The 19,094-nt window shown below is 70.7% G+C and carries 25 protein-coding genes; 23 read left to right on the forward strand and 2 right to left on the reverse strand.

The genetic code is table 11. The features are described 5' to 3' along the window. The first annotated feature begins 7 nt into the window (after window positions 1-7). The 6 genes from FBY41_RS12915 to trmD all read left to right on the forward strand — a co-directional run bounded on the left by FBY41_RS12915 (window position 8) and on the right by trmD (window position 4,762). Window positions 8-1,102 (forward strand): amidohydrolase family protein, encoded by a 1,095-nt coding sequence (locus FBY41_RS12915; protein WP_141844636.1) that lies wholly within the window; start codon window positions 8-10, stop codon window positions 1,100-1,102. Beyond that, window positions 1,092-2,024, forward strand: coding sequence for a GNAT family N-acetyltransferase (locus FBY41_RS12920; protein ID WP_260439745.1), 933 nt, complete (start codon window positions 1,092-1,094; stop codon window positions 2,022-2,024). Before FBY41_RS12915 ends, FBY41_RS12920 begins: the two co-directional genes overlap by 11 nt. Before the next feature lie 171 nt (window positions 2,025-2,195). Then, window positions 2,196-2,633 carry a 30S ribosomal protein S16 gene (rpsP, locus tag FBY41_RS12925; protein ID WP_141844637.1) on the forward strand — a complete coding sequence of 146 codons (438 nt, stop codon included), beginning with the start codon at window positions 2,196-2,198 and terminating at the stop codon, window positions 2,631-2,633. 2 nt (window positions 2,634-2,635) lie between these two features. Next, window positions 2,636-2,878, forward strand: a complete 243-nt coding sequence (locus FBY41_RS12930; protein ID WP_141819208.1) for an RNA-binding protein — start codon at window positions 2,636-2,638, stop codon at window positions 2,876-2,878. A gap of 148 nt (window positions 2,879-3,026) precedes the next feature. Beyond that, a complete protein-coding gene (gene rimM, locus FBY41_RS12935; protein ID WP_141844638.1) occupies window positions 3,027-3,557 on the forward strand; it encodes a ribosome maturation factor RimM in 531 nt (176 codons plus the stop codon). A 20-nt stretch (window positions 3,558-3,577) separates the two neighbouring features. After that, window positions 3,578-4,762 carry a tRNA (guanosine(37)-N1)-methyltransferase TrmD gene (trmD, locus tag FBY41_RS12940; protein ID WP_141845122.1) on the forward strand — a complete coding sequence of 395 codons (1,185 nt, stop codon included), beginning with the start codon at window positions 3,578-3,580 and terminating at the stop codon, window positions 4,760-4,762. Between the two features lie 9 nt (window positions 4,763-4,771). Here trmD and FBY41_RS12945 read toward each other — a convergent pair whose 3' ends face one another. Then, complete coding sequence (locus tag FBY41_RS12945; protein ID WP_141844639.1) at window positions 4,772-5,530, reverse strand: ABC transporter permease; 759 nt, start codon at window positions 5,528-5,530, stop codon at window positions 4,772-4,774. 251 nt (window positions 5,531-5,781) lie between these two features. On the opposite strand from FBY41_RS12945, the gene rplS reads away from it, so the two are divergent. The 10 genes from rplS (at window position 5,782) to FBY41_RS13000 (ending at window position 13,744) form a co-directional block, all read left to right on the forward strand. Then, on the forward strand, window positions 5,782-6,174 hold the full coding sequence (gene rplS / locus FBY41_RS12950) for a 50S ribosomal protein L19 (protein WP_141844640.1): 393 nt from the start codon (window positions 5,782-5,784) through the stop codon (window positions 6,172-6,174). 70 nt (window positions 6,175-6,244) lie between these two features. Next, window positions 6,245-6,964, forward strand: a complete 720-nt coding sequence (lepB, locus tag FBY41_RS12955; RefSeq protein ID WP_141844641.1) for a signal peptidase I — start codon at window positions 6,245-6,247, stop codon at window positions 6,962-6,964. After that, window positions 6,964-7,863, forward strand: a complete 900-nt coding sequence (gene lepB, locus FBY41_RS12960) for a signal peptidase I (protein WP_141844642.1) — start codon at window positions 6,964-6,966, stop codon at window positions 7,861-7,863. The genes lepB (FBY41_RS12955) and lepB (FBY41_RS12960) overlap by 1 nt, the downstream gene beginning before the upstream one ends. Before the next feature lie 8 nt (window positions 7,864-7,871). Beyond that, window positions 7,872-8,645 carry a ribonuclease HII gene (locus FBY41_RS12965; protein WP_141844643.1) on the forward strand — a complete coding sequence of 258 codons (774 nt, stop codon included), beginning with the start codon at window positions 7,872-7,874 and terminating at the stop codon, window positions 8,643-8,645. A 7-nt stretch (window positions 8,646-8,652) separates the two neighbouring features. After that, window positions 8,653-8,973, forward strand: a complete 321-nt coding sequence (locus FBY41_RS12970) for a DUF2469 domain-containing protein (protein ID WP_026863782.1) — start codon at window positions 8,653-8,655, stop codon at window positions 8,971-8,973. A 114-nt stretch (window positions 8,974-9,087) separates the two neighbouring features. Next, window positions 9,088-9,561 (forward strand): YraN family protein, encoded by a 474-nt coding sequence (locus FBY41_RS12975; protein WP_141844644.1) that lies wholly within the window; start codon window positions 9,088-9,090, stop codon window positions 9,559-9,561. Then, the gene (locus FBY41_RS12980; protein ID WP_141844645.1) at window positions 9,561-11,039 is read left to right on the forward strand and encodes a YifB family Mg chelatase-like AAA ATPase; all 1,479 of its coding nucleotides are present in this window, start codon (window positions 9,561-9,563) and stop codon (window positions 11,037-11,039) included. The genes FBY41_RS12975 and FBY41_RS12980 overlap by 1 nt, the downstream gene beginning before the upstream one ends. 5 nt (window positions 11,040-11,044) lie before the next feature. After that, a complete protein-coding gene (locus FBY41_RS12985) occupies window positions 11,045-12,448 on the forward strand; it encodes a recombinase family protein (protein WP_185749038.1) in 1,404 nt (467 codons plus the stop codon). Continuing rightward, window positions 12,445-12,840 (forward strand): hypothetical protein, encoded by a 396-nt coding sequence (locus FBY41_RS12990; protein ID WP_141844647.1) that lies wholly within the window; start codon window positions 12,445-12,447, stop codon window positions 12,838-12,840. The genes FBY41_RS12985 and FBY41_RS12990 overlap by 4 nt, the downstream gene beginning before the upstream one ends. 670 nt (window positions 12,841-13,510) lie before the next feature. After that, entirely contained in the window at window positions 13,511-13,744 is a 234-nt protein-coding gene (locus FBY41_RS13000; RefSeq protein WP_141844648.1) for a hypothetical protein, read from the forward strand. A gap of 175 nt (window positions 13,745-13,919) precedes the next feature. Here FBY41_RS13000 and FBY41_RS13005 read toward each other — a convergent pair whose 3' ends face one another. Beyond that, a complete protein-coding gene (locus FBY41_RS13005; RefSeq protein ID WP_141844649.1) occupies window positions 13,920-14,300 on the reverse strand; it encodes a hypothetical protein in 381 nt (126 codons plus the stop codon). A 39-nt stretch (window positions 14,301-14,339) separates the two neighbouring features. On the opposite strand from FBY41_RS13005, the gene FBY41_RS13010 reads away from it, so the two are divergent. From FBY41_RS13010 to FBY41_RS13045, 7 genes are all read left to right on the forward strand, one after another. Continuing rightward, window positions 14,340-15,422, forward strand: a complete 1,083-nt coding sequence (locus FBY41_RS13010; protein WP_141844650.1) for a hypothetical protein — start codon at window positions 14,340-14,342, stop codon at window positions 15,420-15,422. 758 nt (window positions 15,423-16,180) lie between these two features. Then, complete coding sequence (locus FBY41_RS13020; RefSeq protein WP_141844651.1) at window positions 16,181-16,468, forward strand: hypothetical protein; 288 nt, start codon at window positions 16,181-16,183, stop codon at window positions 16,466-16,468. Continuing rightward, a complete protein-coding gene (locus FBY41_RS13025) occupies window positions 16,465-17,100 on the forward strand; it encodes a hypothetical protein (RefSeq protein ID WP_141844652.1) in 636 nt (211 codons plus the stop codon). The genes FBY41_RS13020 and FBY41_RS13025 overlap by 4 nt, the downstream gene beginning before the upstream one ends. Next, complete coding sequence (locus FBY41_RS13030; RefSeq protein WP_141844653.1) at window positions 17,093-17,278, forward strand: hypothetical protein; 186 nt, start codon at window positions 17,093-17,095, stop codon at window positions 17,276-17,278. Before FBY41_RS13025 ends, FBY41_RS13030 begins: the two co-directional genes overlap by 8 nt. Before the next feature lie 4 nt (window positions 17,279-17,282). Further along, the gene (locus tag FBY41_RS13035; RefSeq protein WP_141844654.1) at window positions 17,283-17,993 is read left to right on the forward strand and encodes a hypothetical protein; all 711 of its coding nucleotides are present in this window, start codon (window positions 17,283-17,285) and stop codon (window positions 17,991-17,993) included. 207 nt (window positions 17,994-18,200) lie between these two features. Beyond that, entirely contained in the window at window positions 18,201-18,605 is a 405-nt protein-coding gene (locus tag FBY41_RS13040) for a P27 family phage terminase small subunit (protein WP_141844655.1), read from the forward strand. Then, window positions 18,605-18,910 carry a hypothetical protein gene (locus FBY41_RS13045; RefSeq protein ID WP_185749039.1) on the forward strand — a complete coding sequence of 102 codons (306 nt, stop codon included), beginning with the start codon at window positions 18,605-18,607 and terminating at the stop codon, window positions 18,908-18,910. Before FBY41_RS13040 ends, FBY41_RS13045 begins: the two co-directional genes overlap by 1 nt. Window positions 18,911-19,094 lie beyond the last annotated feature (184 nt).

Consider the following 19,094-nt stretch of genomic DNA (forward strand, 5'->3'; position numbering starts at 1 on the left):
CGAGATCATGACAGCGCCGGTGCTCCACGTGAGAGGTCAGGTCCTCGTCGGACCCGACGAGACGGTCGACGAGCTGTGGGTCGTCGACGGCAGGGTGACCTTCACACGACCGACGAGCCGGTATGCCGCTGACGTCCTGACGCTCGAGGGCTGGGTGCTGCCCGGGCTCGTCGACGCGCACTGCCACGTCGGGCTCGGCCCGGACGGCGAGGTGCCTCGCGAGGAGGCGGAGCGGCAGGCCCTCACCGACCGCGACGCCGGCACGCTGCTCATCCGCGACGCCGGGCAGCCGGGCGACACCCGGTGGGTCGACGAGCGCGAGGACCTGCCCAAGATCATCCGCGCCGGCCGACACATCGCCCGCACCCGCCGCTACATGCGCAACTACGCCCACGAGGTCGAGGAGGCCGAGCTCGCGCAGCACGTGCGGCTCGAGGCGCACCGCGGTGACGGCTGGGTCAAGCTCGTCGGCGACTGGATCGACCGCGACGTGGGCGACCTCGCGCCGAGCTGGAGCCGCGAGGCCGTCGCCGACGCTGTCGCAGCAGCCCACGAGGAGGGTGTGCGGGTGACCGCGCACTGCTTCGGCGAGCAGTCGCTGCGCGACCTCGCAGCCGCCGGCATCGACTGCATCGAGCACGCCACCGGCCTGCAGGAGGACTCCATCGACACCTTTGCCGCCCAGGGCATCGCCATCGTGCCCACCCTCGTCAACATCGCCCAGTTCCCCGACCTCGCGGCGCCCGCCAAGGAGAAGTTCCCCGACTACCACCGCCACATGCTCGACCTCCACGAACGGCGCTACGCGACGGTCGGCGCCGCCCACGAGGCCGGCGTGCCGATCTACGTCGGCACCGATGCCGGCGGCAGCCTGCCGCACGGTCTCGTCGGCGCGGAGATGGTCGAGCTGACGAAGGCCGGCCTGTCGAACCTCGAGGTCATCTCGGCCGCCACGTGGGGGGCCCGCGAGTGGCTCGGGCGACCCGGGCTCGTCGAGGGTGCCGATGCCGACCTCGTCGTGTTGAAAGCCGACCCACGCGACGACGTCGGCGTCGTCACGGACCCCTCCGGTGTCGTCCTGCGAGGTCGCGTTGTCCTCTGACCTGACCCCCGAGACCGGCCCGGTCGATGCTCCGCTCACCGCGGTGGGGGAGCGCGTGCTCGTGCGGCCGCCGACGCCCGCCGACGAGCCGGCATACGTCGAGGCCGTGACCCGCTCGAGCCGGCGGCTCGCCGACTTCGCGATGCCCGACCCCCACAACCTGCCGACGGTGCTCGCGAGCCAGTCGCCGCACTACCGCACCTTCATGGTCATCGCGCGCGAGCCGGCCGGCGAGCACGGGCTCGTCGGGCGGATCAACGTCGCCAACGTCGTGCGGGGATCCTTCCTCAGCGCGTCGATCGGCTACGACGCCTACGACCCGTATGCCGGCCGCGGCCTCTTCGTCGAGGGGCTGAGCCTCACGCTCGACCTCCTCTTCGCCGACGAGCCGGTGGGGATGGCGCTGCACCGCGTCGAGGCGAACATCCAGCCGGCGAACGCCCGGTCGGCGGGGCTCGTGCGCTCGCTCGGCTTCGTCCACGAGGGCTTCTCGCGCGCGTTCCTGCACCTGCCCGGCATCGACGGCCGGCGCGCCTGGCGTGACCACGACCGCTACACGATGCTCGCGACCGACTGGCCCGCGGCGCCCTACCGGCCCCACGGCGCCCGCCGGGTGGCGTGCATCGTCACGGGCACCGCCGGCTACGGTGGCACGACCCTGGCTGCGGCCCTCGCGCTCGAGCTCGAGGTGCCGCTCTACTCCTCGAGCACCGTGCCGCAGACGCCGACCCTCTTCGAGCTGCTGCGATCGTCGCCGGTCGGCGGCGTCGTGGAGTGCCGGGCGAGCGCTCCCGAGCTGCGCATGGGCCTGGCCCGGGCCGGCTTCGACCCGTCGGCCGTGCCCGTGCTCGATGCCGCGGTCGACGTGCCCAAGGCAGAGGTCGTGCGCCAGGCGCTGGCGGTGCGCACGGCGTTCGCCTGAGCACGACCGGCGCCGGTTCGGAGCAGGCCCCGGAGTCTGGCAGAATGGACGGCTGTACCCGTCGGGCCAGAACTCTCTTGCCTGACCCGGACGCCTACACCGGGTGTCGGCCCCCCACGCAGATCAGCGTGGTCTTGCCGCGCTCACAACACGGAAGAGGAAACCACACCAGTGGCCGTCAAGATTCGTCTGAAGCGCATGGGCAAGATCCGTGCACCGTTCTACCGCGTCGTCGTCATGGACTCGCGCACCAAGCGCGATGGCCGGGCCATCGAGGAGATCGGCAAGTACCACCCCACCGAGGAGCCCTCGCTCATCGAGATCGACATGGAGCGCGCGCACTACTGGCTCGCCCAGGGCGCCCAGCCCACCGAGGCAGTCGCCGCGCTGCTCAAGGTCGTCGACGGTGGCACCCTCAAGACCAAGGAGCCGAAGACCTCCAAGAAGGACCTCTACGAGGCCGCCATCGCGGCCGCGGGCAAGGCCGACGACGGTGGCTCGGCGCCCCGCAAGAAGGCCGAGAAGAAGTCCGACGCCCCCAAGGCTGACGCCCCCAAGGCTGACGAGGCCAAGACCGACGAGGCCGACACCGCCAAGGTCGAGGCCTGAGCATGATCGAGGAGGCCCTCGAGCACCTCGTCAAGGGCATCGTCGACCACGACGAGGACGTCGTCGTGCGCCGCAAGGAGCTGCGTCGCGGTGAGCTGCTCGAGGTCCGGGTGCACCCCGACGACCTCGGCCGCGTCATCGGCCGCTCCGGCCGCACGGCGAGCGCCCTGCGCACGGTCGTGGCTGCACTCGCGGGCAACAGCAACATCCGCGTCGACATCGTCGACACCGACCGCGAGCGCTGACCGGCTGACGCCGACGGCGTCGCACAGCACGCACGGAAGGGGCGTCCCGAGCCATCGGGGCGCCCCTTCCGCATGCCGGCACCGAGCGCACCTGTCGCACCGCCGGGATCGGTGCGCCCGCCTGGGACAAACCTGAGAGGATGCCGCCATGAGTCTCGTCCTCGCCCGGATCGGCAAGCCCCACGGTCTGCGGGGAGAGGTCACCGTCCGCCTCCACACCGACGAGCCCGAGGCCCGCTTCGCCGTCGGAGCCGTGCTGCAGACGGAGGCCGAGCCGGGCTCGGGTGTGCCGAAGGCTCTGACGATCGCCTCGACCCGGGTGCACAACGGCGTCTGGCTGCTGAGCTTCGAGGAGGTCCCCGACCGCACCGGGGCGGAGGGGCTGCGCGGCGCACGCCTCGTGACGACAGCGTCCGGCCCGGCGACCGATGACGAGGAGGCCTACTACGAGGAGGATCTCGTCGGGCTCGAGGCCCGCGACGTCAGTGGAGCCGTCGTCGGCACCGTGACCGGTCTCGAGATCGGCGCCCACCAGGACCGTCTCGTGCTCCGCCTGACCGACGGTGTCACGGCCTACGTGCCCTTCATGCGCCACATGGTGCCCGTCGTGGCCGAGGACCACGTCGTCGTCGATCCGCCGGCGGGCCTCTTCGACCTCTACCGCGAGGGCACCGAGTGAGCCCCGAGGCCGGGCCCGCACTGCGGATCGACGTCGTCTCGATCTTCCCCGACTACCTCTCGGCGCTCGACCTGTCGCTCATCGGCAAGGCCCGCGAGGACGGCCTGCTCGACGTGCGCGTGCACGACCTGCGCGACTTCACCCACGACCGCCACCGCACCGTCGACGACACCCCCTACGGTGGCGGGGCCGGCATGGTGATGAAGCCGCAGCCGTGGGCAGAGGCGCTCGATCACGTTGTCGGACAGGCTGATCCGGGTGCGACGTCGCGTCGACCCCACCTTGTCGTGCCGGGGCCCGGAGGAGCGCCCTTCACCCAGGCCATGGCGCGCGAGCTCGCCCAGGAGGAGTGGCTCGCCTTCGCCTGCGGCCGCTACGAGGGGATCGACGAGCGCGTCTACGAGCACGCCCGCGAGTCCCTCGGGCTCGAGGTCTCGGTCGTCAGCCTCGGCGACTACGTCCTCAACGGCGGCGAGGTCGCCGTGCTCGCGATGGTCGAGGCGATCGGTCGCCTCGTGCCCGGCGTCATCGGCAACGCCGAGTCGCTCGTCGAGGAGTCGCACGAGGACGGCCTGCTCGAGTACCCGCTCTACACGAAGCCGCGTGAGTGGAACGGCCGTGAGGTGCCGCCGATCCTGCTGTCCGGCAACCACGCTGCGATCGCCGCCTGGCGTCACGAACAGCGGCTCGCCCGCACCGCAGCACGCCGGCCCGACCTGCTGCACGCCTCGCACGGCGACGGCGACGTCGACATCACGGCTGCCACCCCCGGAGACGTGCCCGAGCTCAACGTGCTCTTCAAGGCGTGCTGGGTGCAGGAGGCGCTGCTGAACGACACCCTCGACATCCCGGCGCTGCGCGAGTCCCTCGACGACGTGCGGGCCAGCCTCGACACGACGCAGACCTGGGTCGCCCGCAAGGCGGGTCGCCTCGTCGGTGCGGTGCGCACCTCGAGGCAGGAGGACGACTGGTTCATCGGACGACTGTGCGTCGTGCCGGACCTCCGGGGGCAGGGACTCGGCCGACGCCTGCTCGAGCATGCCGAGTCGACGGCACCGGACGGCATACGGACGATGTCGCTCGACACGGGTGCGCGCAGCACCGACAACCTCCGGATGTACAGGAAGGCGGGCTACCGCCCCGCGCCCGGGACGGGCGACGCGCTTCCGGGGGCGGTGCGCCTCACCAAGCGTCGTCGTCGCTAGGCGCCGTGGTCAGGAGACGAGCGACGCGCGCAGGTCGGGCGCGAGCATGAGCCGGCGACGGATCAGCTCGGCCTCGACGCCTGCGGTGATCGCCTGGGTCGCCATGATCGCGAAGAGCACGAGCACCTGGGCCGTCGCCGCCTGCACCGCGCTGCCGCCGCCGAGCATGACGCCGATGAAGGCCCCGGGGAGCGTGACGATGCCTGAGGTGCGCACCTGGTCGAGGCTCGGCACGATCCCCTCCGGCACCCGGCGGGCGATGACCTCGTCGACGGCCTGAGGTGCGGTGAGGCCGAGCGACAGGCAGGCCTCGTACTGTCCGTGCTCCTCGCGCAGGGCCGCGAACGTGCGACGGCCGACGAGCGTGTGCACCGTCATCGTGTTGCCGATGACGATGCCGGCGACAGGGATGAGGGCGACCCCCACGAAGGGCACGGCGCCGCTGAGGACCAGGATGGCGACGACGGGCACGACCCCGCAGGCCATCGACGCCGCCGCCCAGTGCCACGAGCGGGGCGCACCCACCCGCCGGGCCGTCGTCACGGCCGCCGTGGTGAACATGACGCCGACCGCGAGCAGCGAGAGCCAGATCGAGCGGACGACCGCGGTGATGACGAGCGCGACGAGCCCCAGCTGCACGATGGCTCGGGCTCCCGCGACGACGGCCTCCCGGTCGAGATCGATGCGTCCGATCCGGTTGGCCACGACGGTGACGGCGAGCAGCACGACGAGGGCGATGGCCACGGGCCAGCCGGGGGAGATGTCCACGGCGCCACCGTAGGCTGGCCGTGACCCGGCGGGCACTCCGGCCCGCGGGCTCGCCGATTTCAGGTATGCCGCGTGGCTCTGGCAGACTTGACCACTGCGTCCGACACGACGGCCCCTGCCACAGGGGGAGTCGGGTCCCCACCACGCCCCCACGGTCCACGATCCGGGGAGCCGGAGACCCACGCGGCCCGACGGACGCACACACGAACATCGTGCCGGGTGACCTGTGGCGCCCAGGAAAGTGGAACATCATGCAGAAGTTCGACGCACTCGACAAGGCGTCGCTCCGCGACGACATCCCCGCGTTCCGCGCGGGTGACACGCTCAAGGTGCACGTCAAGGTCGTCGAGGGCACGCGCTCGCGTGTCCAGGTCTTCCAGGGCGTCGTCATCCGTCGCCACGGCGGCGGCATCGGCGAGACCTTCACCGTCCGCAAGATCTCGTTCGGCGTCGGCGTCGAGCGCACCTTCCCGCTGCACACGCCGATCATCGACCACATCGAGGTCGTCAGCCGTGGCGACGTGCGCCGCGCCAAGCTCTACTACCTGCGTGGTCTGCGCGGCAAGGCTGCCAAGATCCGCGAGAAGCGCGACAACGTCCCGGCCAAGGCCGGCGCGGCCAAGACGACGGCCAAGAAGGCCTGACGTCCGCTGTTGACGCGGGCGTCCCGATGACCTCGCAGGGCGCGGCGGACCTCTCTCGGGTCGTGGCGGCATGAGTGCCGACACGACCCCTGAGCAGGGGTCCACCGCGCCTTCGCGCACCCGCCCGCCGAGCGGCATACGGCGGCATCGCTGGCTGCTCGGGCCCGCGACGCTGCTGCTGCTCGTGGTCCTCGTGCGCACCTTCCTCGTGACGCCGTTCGGCATCCCCAGCGGGTCGATGCAGGACACGCTGCTCGTCGGTGACCGCATCCTCGTGAGCCGCCTGACGGCGCCCGCCGACCTCCAGCGGGGCGACATCGTCGTGTTCGACGCCTCGCAGGGCTTCAACCTGCGCGTGCCGGAGCGGGGGCTGTTCCAGACGCTCGTCGAGGCGGCCCAGAGCATCTTCGGCAAGGGCCAGCCCACTGACTACATCAAGCGGATCATCGGCCTGCCCGGCGACCACGTGAAGTGCTGCGCGCCGGACGGGCGCCTCGAGGTCAACGGGGTCGCCGTCGACGAGCCCTACATCGCGCCCGGCGCGGTGCCGAGCGCCATGACGTTCGACGTGACGGTGCCACCCGACCGCTTCTGGATGATGGGCGACAACCGCGGTGCCTCGGCGGACTCGCGCGCGCACCTCGGCGATCCGGGTGGCGGCATGGTTCCCGGGGAGGACATCATCGGCAAGGTCTGGGTGCGATACTGGCCGCTCGGTCGGCTCGGATACGTCGACCAGGGCCAGCTCGCATCCGTGCCAGCCGCCCCCGTCCCACGAAATGGTGAGTGATGTCGCAGCAGACCGGACGCCCCGAGGACCCGACGCGCGGGCGCGGCACTGACGACCTCCAGCGTCGCCGCGGGCGTGCTGACGATCCCTACGACGACGACTTCGACGACGACCTCGAGGACGACGAGGACCGTCCCCGCGGGTTCGGCGCGACCGTCCTCGCCGGCATCAAGGAGCTCGTCATCGTCATCGTGCTCGCGATGGCTTTGTCGTTCGTCGTCAAGACCTGGCTCTTCCAGGCGTTCTACATCCCGTCGGGCTCGATGGAGAACACCCTCGTGCGCGACGACCGGGTGATCGTCAGCAAGCTGACACCGGGCCCGTTCGACCTGCGGCGCGGCGACGTCGTCGTCTTCGAGGACCCGGGCACGCCTCAGCCGTGGCTGGCCGGGCTCGACGGCGGCTCGAGCACCGTCGGCGGCCCCTTCCACGAGGCCCTCGTCTTCGTCGGGCTGCTCCCGGAGGACTCCGAGAACCACCTCATCAAGCGCGTCATCGGGCTCCCCGGCGACCGCGTCCAGTCCGACGGCGGCACCGGACCGATCCTCGTCAACGGCGTGCCGATCACCGAGCCCTACATCAAGCCGGGCGACGCGCCGAGCGAGGGCAAGAAGTTCGACATCACCGTGCCGGCCGGACACGTCTGGGTGATGGGCGACCACCGCTCCGACTCCTCCGACAGCCGCTACCACGACGACGGCACGGGCGCGACCGGCTCCGTGCCGATCGACAAGCTCGTCGGCCGAGCCCTCTTCATCGTCTGGCCCATCGACCACGTGACGTGGCTCGGGGTCCCGGAGCGCACGTTCGCGCAGGTCCCCGCCCCGGCGAGCACCCCGGCCGTCACGCCGTCGGGCACGAAGACGGTGCCGGCCACGACGAAGGCCCCCGCGAGCTGACGGTCCCGATGGTCGCGCGTCCAGCCCCTTCAAAGAAGCCCTCCCTTCGGGTCGAGCGTGCCCTGCAGCGCTCCGGCCACCGTCTCCTCGCCGGCATGGACGAGGTCGGGCGCGGCGCCCTCGCGGGTCCGGTGAGCGTCGGGGTCGTCGTCATCGACGAGACGGTGCGCTCGGCCCCCGTCGGCGTCAAGGACTCCAAGCTGCTGACGGAGCGGGCCCGCAAGGGGCTCGTGCCGCGCATCCAGCGCTGGGCCGTGGCGTATGCCGTCGGGCACGCCGGCCCCGACGAGATCGACGCCATCGGCATCATGGCGGCGTTGCGCCTCGCGGGCACGCGGGCCCTCGGGTCGCTCGGTGTCGTGCCCGACCTCGTCATCCTCGACGGCAACCACGACTGGCTCACCGCGCCCGGCGAGGTCGGGCTGCTCGCGTTCTCGGACGACGCGGCCGGCGCGTCGACGCCGCCGGTGACGACGATGATCAAGGCCGACATGAAGTGCTCGTCGGTCGCCGCGGCCAGCGTGCTCGCGAAGGTCGAGCGCGACGACCTCATGGTGGGGCTGGCGGCCGACCACCCGGCATACGGCTGGGCCCTTAACAAGGGGTATGCCGCGCCCGAGCACATGGACGCCATCGCGCGCCTCGGGCCGTGCGAGCTGCACCGACGGTCGTGGCGTCTGCCCGGCGTGCACGAGTCGGGTCTCGATGGGGTGTTGAATGGGATGACGGACCTGCCGGTGCCCGCCCCCGTGCCCGAGCAGACAGCGACAACGGTCAGGTGAGCCAGCGGTGAGTTCGGAAGACCTCGAGAAGTACGAGACCGAGATGGAGCTGCAGCTCTACAAGGAGTATCGCGACGTCGTCGGCCTCTTCACCCACGTCGTCGAGACCGAGCGGCGCTTCTACCTCGCCAACTCCGTCGACGTGAAGGTGCGCACCGACGGCGGCGAGGTCTTCTTCGACGTGACGATGGCCGACGCCTGGGTGTGGGACATCTATCGCCCCGCGCGCTTCGTCAAGAACGTGCGCGTCGTGACGTTCAAGGACGTCAACGTCGAGGAGCTGCCCAAGCCCGACATCAAGCTCCCGGAGTCCGGCGACTTCTCCTGACGACCCCGTCGGTTGTCCACACCTCCCGCCGTCGGGCCGTCCGCAGGGGTATGCCGTCCACAGCCGTGACGCGGGTGTCGCGCCGTCACGCGCGTGGCGCCGATGGTGGGAGGCATGGACCTCACGACTCCCGTCGCACCCGATGGCTCAGCCCGCTCGAGATCGCGCCCGCGCTCGGGCGCGGGAGCGGTTTCAGGGCCGTACTCGGGGTCGGGCGCGCGTTCGTCGCCGCCCGCCACCCGTGCGCTCGGTGACTACGGCGAGCGGCTGGCCGCGCGCTACCTCCTCGCGCAGGGCGTGGAGATCCTCGACCGCAACTGGCGGTGCGTGCGCGGCGAGCTCGACATCGTCGCGCGAGACGGCGTCGCGCTTGTCATCTGCGAGGTCAAGACGCGCAGCGGTGAGGGATTCGGTGCGCCCTACGAAGCGGTGACGTGGCGCAAGCAGCGCCGGCTGCGGCAGCTCGGTGGGCTCTGGCGAGACGACCATCCCGAGGAGGCCGCGGGCGCGCTGCGCATCGACGTCATCTCGATCCTGTGCCTGCCGGGTCGGCCGGCACGCCTCGAGCACCTGAGAGGGGTGTGCTGATGGGCTTCGGGCACACGAGGTCCGTCGCCCTGCGCGGGGTCAATGGCTTCGTCGTCGACGTCGAGGCACACGTGGCGCAGGGGCTGCCGGGCTTCGCGATCAGCGGGTTGGGCGACTCTGCCGTCAAGCAGTCTTCCGACCGCATCAAGGCCGTGTCCGCGCTCATCGAGGGGCTGCCGGTCAGCCAACGGCGGGTCACCGTCAACCTCTCACCGGCAGGGGAGCGCAAGATCGGCACCGGCTTCGACCTCGCCATCCTCATGGCCGTGGCCGCCGCGATGGGCGTCGTGGAGGACCGCGTCGTCGCCGACGTCGTCCACATCGGTGAGATCGGGCTCGACGGAACGGTGCGCCCGGTCTCCGGCGTGCTGCCGCTGGTTCGGGCTGCCGCCCTCACCGGGGTGCGGCACGTCGTCGTTCCCGTCGCCGACGCGGCCGAGGCCAGGCTCGTGCGGGGGGTCAGCGTGCACCCGGTGGCCGAGGTGACCGAGCTCGTCAGGCGCTACGACGCGCTCCGGCGCGGACGAGCCGTGGAAGAGGTGCGGGTCCCTCCGGGGCCACCGCCGGCGGCCGGCGTCGTCAAGGACCTGTCGGAGGTCGTCGGGCAGGCCGACGCCAAGCTCGCTCTGGAGATCGCCGCCGCCGGAGGCCACCACCTCCTGCTCGCAGGCCCGCCGGGGGCGGGCAAGACGATGCTGGCCGAGCGGCTGCCGGGCGTCCTGCCTGGGCTCGACGACGAGGAGTCGATGGAGGTGACAGCCATCCACTCGGTGCTCGGGGCGCTCGGGCCATCAGTCGGGGGTGGGCGGCTCATCACCCGACCGCCCTTCGTCGCACCGCATCACGGAGCGTCGCAGGCGGCCGTCGTCGGCGGCGGCAGCGGACACATCAGGCCGGGTGCGATCACCCAGGCCCACCGCGGGGTGCTCTTCCTGGACGAGACCCCGGAGTTCTCCAAGGCTGTCCTCCAGTCGCTGCGCACGCCGCTCGAGACGGGATGGGTGACGATCGCCCGGGCCCAGGAGACGGTCACGTTCCCTGCGCGGTTCCAGCTCGTCATGGCGGCCAACCCCTGCCCGTGCGGCCACGGCTGGGGCAAGGGCCTCGACTGCACGTGCACGCCGATGATGCGTCGCGCATACTTCGGACGGTTGAGCGGCCCCCTGCTCGATCGCGTCGACCTCCAGGTACACGTGCAGCCGCCGGGCCTGTCGCTCGCCGGCAGAGCGCCAGGGGAGTCGAGCGCCGTCGTCGCGGCGCGGGTGACGGCGGCCCGCCTCGCCCAAGCCGAGCGCTGGGGCCCGGTGCTCGGCGAGCGCAGCCCGGTCAACGCCGACGTGCCCGGCTCGGTGCTGCGGGCGGCGCCCTGGCGGCTCGCTCCCGCTGCCACGGCGACCCTCGACCGGGCCCTCGAGACGGGGTCGCTCAGCCTGCGAGGCTACGACCGGTCGCTCCGGGTCACCTGTGCGTTAGAATAGCAGATGTGACTACATCCGCAAACGTCTATGTTCGGATTTCTCAGGACCGCGCCGGAGAGCGCGCCGGGGTGATCCGGCAGCGCGAGGACTGCATGCGCCGCGCGGCTGACCGCGGGTGGGAAGTCCTAGCCGTGCATGAGGACAACGACCAGAGCGCTAAGAGCGGACGTCGCCGGCCCGGATTCGAGGCCGTGCTGGACGATGTGCAATCGGGGCGAGTGGGAGTGGTGATTGCATGGGCGCTCGACCGACTGCAGCGCAATCGACGCGACGAGTTGCGCCTTTACGAAGCCTGCCAAGCGGCTGGGGTGACCCTCTCACTGGTCAATGGTGCGGAGCTCGACTTTTCCACGGCCGCGGGCCGCTACGTGGCCGACAACCTCGGTTCGATCGCCCGACTCGAAGTCGAGCTGAAGTCAGACCGACAGCAGAGTGCCAACAAGCAGGCCGCGCACGAGGGGCGCCGATCCGGTGGGCGCCGTCCGTTCGGTTACGACCAGGACGGCATGACGATCCGGGAGCGCGAGGCCGACGCGATCCGCACCGCATATCGCGACTTGCTCTCCGGTGTTCCGCTCGCCCAGATCGCCAAGACGTGGAACGAGGTCGAACTGCACAGCGGTCAGGCCCGGTGGGCTGAGGGCCACAAAGGGGAGCCGTCGCGCTGGACGGGGCAGACCGTGCGCGTCGTGTTGAGCAACCCTCGATACGCCGGTCTTAGGGCATACAAGGGCGAGATAGTGGCCGAGGCAAAGTGGCCGCCCGTCGTGGCCCAGGAGACGTGGAGAGCGGCCGTCGCGCACCTGTCGACGCGGCAGGCAGTACCGCGCAAGCTGGCCCGTCGGCTGCTCTCCGGTCTCGCCCTGTGCGGCGTCTGCGGCGCCCCCGTTTGGGGTGGAGGGAACGCACGCCAGAACGTCCCGAACTACCGGTGCAGCGCCGCCTACGGGCACTTTGCGCGCATGTCCGAGCCCGTTGACGAGTACGTGTCTGCCGTCATCCTCGAGCGCCTGTCTCGCCCGGATGCTGCGCAACTCCTGACCACGACGAAGCGCCCGGACACGGCGGCACTCCACGACGAAGCCTCGACGCTTCGCAACCGCCTCGAGTCCGTCGCGCTCGAGTTCGCAGACGGCACCCTAACCGCCTCGCAGATACGCGCCATCACAGAGCGCCTACGGTCACGATTGGCCGAACTCGAGGAGTCGCTGGCGGACGCCGGACGCGTCGACGTCCTCGGTCCTCTCGTGCGAGCCACAGACGTGCGCGCTGTCTGGGATGGGCTGTCACTGGAGCATCGCCGGGCGATCATCGATACGTTGGCAACAGTGACGATTCACCCGCCCGGCCGAGGCGTGCGAACGTTCGACCCCGCGACAGTGCGCGTCAGACCCAAGGGGGAGAAGTGACCAACTTCCGCGTGACAATCGTCTGTGACAACAAGGCACACGCGCGCGGGCGTCCCGTGGATACCTTCGATTACGCGCAGCACCGCGACTCGGGCGAGTGGCGGTGGTTCTGGGTAGTGACGCGCAAGATCGGTGGAGGGAAGCGGGATCCCCAGACCTGGCTGGGTGAGTGGATGGAAGAGCAGCCCTCCCATGCGACTGTGCGCGACGACTTCACCGATGGGGTGGCGCGAGTACGCTTGCGCTGCAAGGGACACGCCGAGGTAGGGATGCCTTGGCCCGAGTTCGTCGCGCGATATCTCGAGCCCTGCCGCGAGAATGACGTGCACTCCGTCCCACTGCAGGTCATCGTCTCGACGCGGACCAATCCGACGCGCAGGCGTGACGGATGAAGTGGCCTGCGTGGCGGTGACGCTGCTAGCATGGGACGTAGCAGGAAACTGCTCGGCTATGTGACTTGCGGGTGACCGCTCGTCTGGCGACCGGGGCCGATACACCGGAAGCGATTCACCTCCCAGCGAGGACGATTTAGTCCTGCTCGGAGGTTTTCCGTGTCTGACCTCATGACACACCGCGGCCGTGTCGCCGCCCTCTCACGCTCACGTTCCGCCGATGACCCCGACTTAATCGCCGCACGTCGTGCTCTCAAAGTTGAGGGCCTGGCCGAGCACATCGCGCGCACCGTCGCGGAATGGCCGCCCCTGACCGAGGCTCAACTCTCGAGGCTCGCCGTCCTGCTGAGGGGCGGTACTTCCTGATGGTCGCAAGCGAAACGCCGCCCGCGGGCACGGACGGCGCTCCTGAAAGTCTCACCGCCACCAAGCGTCTCAACTCTGCTGCCAGTATGACGGATTCGGCGCCCTCGACGCGAGCCACCTTCGATCCGGTGGGCGCCGTCGCGGATGTGTGGGTGTTCGTTGTGCAGCCGGAGGACGGCCGCTACCGGCGCCGCGTCTTCCTCTCTGCCGCCCCCGCGTGGGAAATGGAGCGCAGAGCGCGCGACCGCGGGCAGGCTGCGCAGGTTGTGCTGTGCCGCCTCGAGCCGGTCGGGGGTGTCCCCCGGTGAGCCGCGACCTCGTGAGCATGACGCCGGTTGACTTCCTCATCTGGTGCGACGGGTACGCCGCTGGCATCGGGCATGGCCTGGACCGCGGCCGTGAGCTGGCCGACGCTGAGGCCGCCGCGCGCCACCGCCGCGCGTTCACCGTGGTTCAGGCGATGGCGAGGATCCCCGAGCGGGACGCCGAGGCAGACCGGGCAGCCGCCGCGCGCCGAGAGGCCCGGTGGTCTGCGTGAGGCGGAATGTCTACATCATCGCGACGAGCGACACGCGAAACACCCTGATACGTGGGCCGATTCGTCAGTGGCTCAAGGATCACGACGTGCCCGCCTACTGGTCCGCAGTGAACCGCGGGTGGTTCGTTCGTGACGAGCGGATGCCCGATCTACGGGCCGAGCTTGAGCATGCCGGCTACAGCGTGCGAGGGGCGAGCCGATGAGCCTGCAAAGCATTGAGCACGCCGACGCGGGCGACTACGACGAGAACGGCGACCGCATCGCGCGCTCCGGCGAGCACCGTCCCGACCCTGACCATGCACGCGCTCTGCTCGGGGAAATGCTGAACGGGTTGCGTCAGTGGCAGCACCTGCCCGACCCTACGCACGTCGTCGTGTCGCTGGCCGTGGCCGCCACCCATCGCGCGGACGGTGAGCCCTGTTGGCTGCTCATGGTGGCGCCGCCGAGCTCGGGAAAGACCGAGGCCGTTCGGCTGCTCGACGATGCCGCAGACGCGCGGCTCGACGAGGTGACCGCGGCCGGGCTGCTCGGCTGGTCCAAAGGCAAGGATGTTCACCCCACGGGAGTCCTGACCCGCGTCAGCGCCCGCGCGCTCGTGACGTTCGGTGACCTGTCGTCATTGCTCGCCACGTCCGACCGCGGCGGCCGTGACCAAGTGTTCGGGCTGCTGCGCCGCGCCTATGACGGACACGTCACCCGCGACGTCTCGCCGCCTGGCAGGACGAGCACGACCGAGCGCCTCGAGTGGTCGGGGCGGCTAACCGTCGTCGCGTGCGTCACTCAGGCAATCGACCGCTACAGCGCGCACGCCGACGCCCTCGGACCGAGGTGGGTGTACGTGCGCCTTCCCGAGCGGGCGACCGACGAGAAGCGCCGCGCGTCAGCACTGGCGCGTCGGGGCAACCTGACCGAGCACCGCACCGCCGCACGCACCGCCGCCTCGCGTGTGCTGGCCGCCGCTGGCGCCCTCGTGGACTACCTGCCCGACGAGGTGGCTGACCGCATCGAAGATGCCGCCCTCGTGACCGCGTGGGGCCGAGCGTCGGTGCCACGAAACGGCTACGGCCGGCGAGAGATCGAGGGAATGCCTGTCATTGAGGAGCCCATGCGGCTGGTCCAACAGCTCTCAATGGTGGCCCGCGGGGTGCTGGCCCTCGGGATGCCTGACAGCGCCGCCGTGGCCATCGCGCGGCGTGTCGCACTGGACAGCATGCCGGAGAGCCGGAGAGCCGTGCTCGGCGCTCTCTCCTCTGGTGAGCTGCTGTCGACGTCGGCATGCGCGAGAGACGCCGGGCTCGACCGGAAGGTGGCCCGGCACACCCTCGAGGACCTGGCCGCTATCGGCATCGTCACCAACGACCGCGTAGACGACGAGGACGAGGAACCAACCGGCACGGTGAATTGGTACCTAGCCGGCGATGACGGCTCCCTTGTGGCCGACGTCGTGCGCGCTCATGTCCGGTTTGGGGGGTGGGACGAAACGTGGGTATATACCTCCACCTCTCCCCAGAGAGAGAGGGAGACACCCTCGGACACAAAAGTCATACCCACACTTCGTCCCACCCCTGACGACGGACTCTGCTCATCGTGCGCCGGCCCCGTCGAGGAGCTGCGCGCAGTGGCCGGGCTCGACTGCCTCGCTTGCCACGACCGGGCTAGAGCCGAGGCCGCGTCATGACCGCCACGACTGAGCAGACGGAGCCGGCGCGAAGCCCGCACTGTGGCGGCATCCTGCGACCCGGCTGGACCGTGCATCCCTCGTGCGCCAAGGCGGCCGACCAGTGACCGCGCGTGAGGTGTTTAACACCGCCCTGGCCGACCTGCTCGACAGCGACCGCACGCCGCCGTGCGCTGATGATGGCCGGTTCACATCGGAGGACGCGGCCGAGCGCGCCGCGGTGCTCGCGTGGTGCCGCCCGTGCCCGCTCACGACCTCGTGCGCCGCCCTCGCAGACGAGGAGCGCCCCACGTGGGGTGTCTTGGGACCAGGCATCGACTACTCGCCGCGCACACGAGGGCCTGGCCGGCCGCGAGCGAGCCCATCGTGACCGGCTCGAGACGCTCACTCACCCACGAACCCACTGCAGGAGGCACCGCAATGCCTGACCACAAACCGGCGCACCGTCCCGGATGCGCCCGCCCGGCCCCGACCGAGGCAATGACCAGCGGAGGAGCACGCATCCTCACCTGCCCCGGCTGCGGCCGGTTCTGGTGGCCCGACAGCCGGCCACGCAGGATGGCCCCGACCGTTGCCGACGCGCTGACAGCACCGACCGAGCTCGAGGACACGACGCCCACCTCTGGCTATGCCTGCCGCCCCCACTGGCGCCGAGTGACCTGGCGAGGCACCGGCTGCCCCGAGTGCGCTGCCGAGCTGAGCCGACCCCGCCGCCGCCCCCGTCGAGCCGCCCCGCAAGCCGAGACGTGGGCCACCTCGTGAGCGTCGTGCTCATCGGCTGGAGCGGCACCAGCGAGCCCGGAGGGGGACGCACCGCACGCGGCTACGTCGACGAGGTGCGCGTCTCTGTGCGCCGCACCCTCGACGGCTCCGTTTCATGGCGCTGCCGCCAGCACGGCGAAGGGCTCGAGACCCACTGTCCCCACCTCGAGCAACTCGCAATGCAGCCCGCCGACCCGGCACGACACACCGGCAACCGCCGACACACCACCCCCGCAGACCCGCCGACCGACACGGCCGGCGCCAACGAAAGCGAGACGGCATGACCCGCCTAACGAACCGTCAGGCAACGTCCGACACGATCACCCACCGACCCCCGACCCGGCTCCTGCCGCCCGAGCTGGCCACGCTCGTGGCCGAGCTCGAGGCCATCGACGGCAAGGCCGGCGCCGCAGCCACCCAGCGTGGGAACCTCATCCGCGACTGGTCGTCACTGCTGGTCGAGGCCCAGCGCGCCGACGCGCGAGCCGCCGCCGTGGCCGCCCGCGAGGGCACCACAACCGTGGCGACACCGCACGCCGACGCGCTCGGTAAGCGACTCGCCCAGGCCAAGGCCGACGAGGCCGCCCTCACCACGGCCCGGCACGACGTCATCAACGACCTACAGGCCGCCCGCGACGCGCTCGACCGGAGAGCGTCCGCGAAGCGCGCCACCACCGCAGCCGACGCACTGGCCAAGGCCGCCCGAGCCCTCACGGCCGCGCTCGACGAAGCCGCCGAGGCGACCGCCATGCACGACTGGATCACCGGGGGCAGCTACGACCCGAGCACGATCCTCGACGCCCGAGCCCTCTCACCCGAGATCGCCTCGAGCAGCTACACACCCATCCCGATCAACGCGCACCGGCTCATCGACGCCGTAGCGCACCTGACCGCCCAGGAGAGCGCACATGCCTGACGACTCGCACCTGTCCATCACCGAGCGGACACTCCGGTCCATCGCCGCCAAACAAGCCGCGCACTCAGTGCCCGTCGACTCCCAGGGCCGCCCCACCGAGCCGGCCAAGGCGCGACGCTACGACACGCGCGGTCAGCTCGAGCCCGACACCGACAGCGCCACCACAGAACGGAACTGAGCCAATGTCCGACAGCCTCACCTCCGAGATTTTCGCCGCCGCCAACCTCTACGACCTCGACCTACCCGCCGAGGTGAGCGAGGCCCAGGCGCTGCTCGAGGCCGCCCGCACCCTCCACCACGACATCACCACCGAGACCGCGCCCGACCTCACCACCGTGACGGCGAAGACGCTCACCAAGGCGCACGCCGCCCTCATCGCCCACGACAACCGCGACGCCCGACTGTCCGCCGCAGCCACCCTCGTGCGCGCTGCAGAGGACCGGGTAGCCACCGCCATGTTCACCACCTCCGAGCGACTGGCCGAGCCACTGGCAGCCCTGTTCGACCAGGCCGGTCGAGACTTCACCGCAGCCTTGGCCGAGCTCGACGGCATCACGTCCGCTCACTACGCCGCAACCAGCGGCAAGGGCGAGGCATACAACCGGCTCACCCAGGCCGCCGATGTCCTCGAGTACCTGCGCAACGTGCGCGCTGCGTTCGCGCCTCGAGGCAACCGAGCCGACACCGTGAGCGACGTCTTCGAGGAAGTCTCTCGGTGCCTCGTCATCACCACGCACCGCGACCTCTCCCGGTTCAACCGCAACGCCCGAGGCGTCGACTACTGGCGCGAAGCCATCGAGCGCGGCTACACGATCAAGTGGCAGACACGCACCGAGCAGGAGACCAACTCAGCCGAAGCCGTCGCGAGACAGCGAGCCAAGGTCAACGCCTGACCGAGCCAACCATCCGCCCGGCCGGGGGTGGGGCATGGGTCCCCTCCCCCCGGCAAGGGTGGAGGCGATGCGGGATGACAGAAGCGAACCTGGCTACCGCTTCGGAGTCGCCCGTTTTCAGGCCCCAAAAGGCCCGGTCTAGGCACGAGAGAGGCCCGCTTCGTGCTCAGACCGGCACCGAACAACCCACCGATTGAAGGGGGAATCATGGCCACCAAGGCCGTTCCTGCACCGAAGTCCGTTCCTACGGAGGGTCGCGCCCTGTGGCGAGCGATCGCCAAGCAGTGGGCAGACGATGGCCTCGTGCCCGACGCACGCGAGAGGCAGACTCTGGCCGACGCGTGCGCCGAGCTGGCCATGCTGGGCACCCTTGAGGCCGCCTTGGCCGAGCAAGTCGGCGAGGGCAGACTCATCGTGAAGGGCTCGATGGGTCAGCCTGTCGTCAATGCGCTCGTTGGGGAGTGCCGCCGATCGAGGCAGGCCATCGCCGCACTGTTGCGTCACCTTGGGCTCGAGGATCCGTCCGAGGGTAAGGGTATGCAGGGTCGCCCGCTTACCGTGTCCGAGGCCGGCCGCCGTGGTGGTCTGGCGCGTCGCTCAGGCGCCCGCTGATGGCCCGGCGTGACGGTGGCGGGCGCTCGGCTGCCGGTTCGGCGTTCCGGGCATCCTGGCTCGCTATCCGAGCGCGCCAGTGGCGACAGTGGGCCACCGACGGCATGCGCGCCGAGCACGAGGAGACCGACCGGGCGATACGCTCCGGGGAAGCCGTGCCACTGGCGCCTGAAACGGTGTTCGCTGTGCTCGACGCGATGGGCGACCAGCGCGCCGCCGCATTCGCTTGGGGTGGCGACGGCTACGCGCAGGCCTGGACCCTGACTGTGGCCGACGAGTTGACCCCGGCAGACGGTGCCGCATAGCCCGTCGACAGGCGCCGCGCCAAGCATTATGGGTACCTTTCCCACCATGACCGAGATACCGGACTGTCCCAAATGCGGCAAGCGCACCGTTACGCGAACCGTCGCACCTCAGCCGCGGATGGCTGCGACCCGTCGGGCCAAGTACCTCTATCGCTGCGAATCGTGTGAGCACTCTTGGGAGGCC

The organism is Humibacillus xanthopallidus, from assembly GCF_006716675.1.
GTDB classification, from domain to species: domain Bacteria; phylum Actinomycetota; class Actinomycetes; order Actinomycetales; family Dermatophilaceae; genus Humibacillus; species Humibacillus xanthopallidus_B.

What these genes read in the sequence shown, in the direction of transcription:
- FBY41_RS12915 (WP_141844636.1), top strand. Translation starts at nt 8, where the DNA reads ATGACAGCGCCGGTGCTCCACGTGAGAGGTCAGGTCCTCGTCGGACCC.
- FBY41_RS12930 (WP_141819208.1), top strand. Translation starts at nt 2,636, where the DNA reads ATGATCGAGGAGGCCCTCGAGCACCTCGTCAAGGGCATCGTCGACCAC.
- rimM (WP_141844638.1), top strand. Translation starts at nt 3,027, where the DNA reads ATGAGTCTCGTCCTCGCCCGGATCGGCAAGCCCCACGGTCTGCGGGGA.
- rplS (WP_141844640.1), top strand. Translation starts at nt 5,782, where the DNA reads ATGCAGAAGTTCGACGCACTCGACAAGGCGTCGCTCCGCGACGACATC.
- lepB (WP_141844641.1), top strand. Translation starts at nt 6,245, where the DNA reads ATGAGTGCCGACACGACCCCTGAGCAGGGGTCCACCGCGCCTTCGCGC.
- lepB (WP_141844642.1), top strand. Translation starts at nt 6,964, where the DNA reads ATGTCGCAGCAGACCGGACGCCCCGAGGACCCGACGCGCGGGCGCGGC.
- FBY41_RS12965 (WP_141844643.1), top strand. Translation starts at nt 7,872, where the DNA reads ATGGTCGCGCGTCCAGCCCCTTCAAAGAAGCCCTCCCTTCGGGTCGAG.
- FBY41_RS12975 (WP_141844644.1), top strand. Translation starts at nt 9,088, where the DNA reads ATGGACCTCACGACTCCCGTCGCACCCGATGGCTCAGCCCGCTCGAGA.
- FBY41_RS12980 (WP_141844645.1), top strand. Translation starts at nt 9,561, where the DNA reads ATGGGCTTCGGGCACACGAGGTCCGTCGCCCTGCGCGGGGTCAATGGC.
- FBY41_RS13025 (WP_141844652.1), top strand. Translation starts at nt 16,465, where the DNA reads ATGACCCGCCTAACGAACCGTCAGGCAACGTCCGACACGATCACCCAC.
- FBY41_RS13030 (WP_141844653.1), top strand. Translation starts at nt 17,093, where the DNA reads ATGCCTGACGACTCGCACCTGTCCATCACCGAGCGGACACTCCGGTCC.
- FBY41_RS13035 (WP_141844654.1), top strand. Translation starts at nt 17,283, where the DNA reads ATGTCCGACAGCCTCACCTCCGAGATTTTCGCCGCCGCCAACCTCTAC.
- FBY41_RS13040 (WP_141844655.1), top strand. Translation starts at nt 18,201, where the DNA reads ATGGCCACCAAGGCCGTTCCTGCACCGAAGTCCGTTCCTACGGAGGGT.
- FBY41_RS13045 (WP_185749039.1), top strand. Translation starts at nt 18,605, where the DNA reads ATGGCCCGGCGTGACGGTGGCGGGCGCTCGGCTGCCGGTTCGGCGTTC.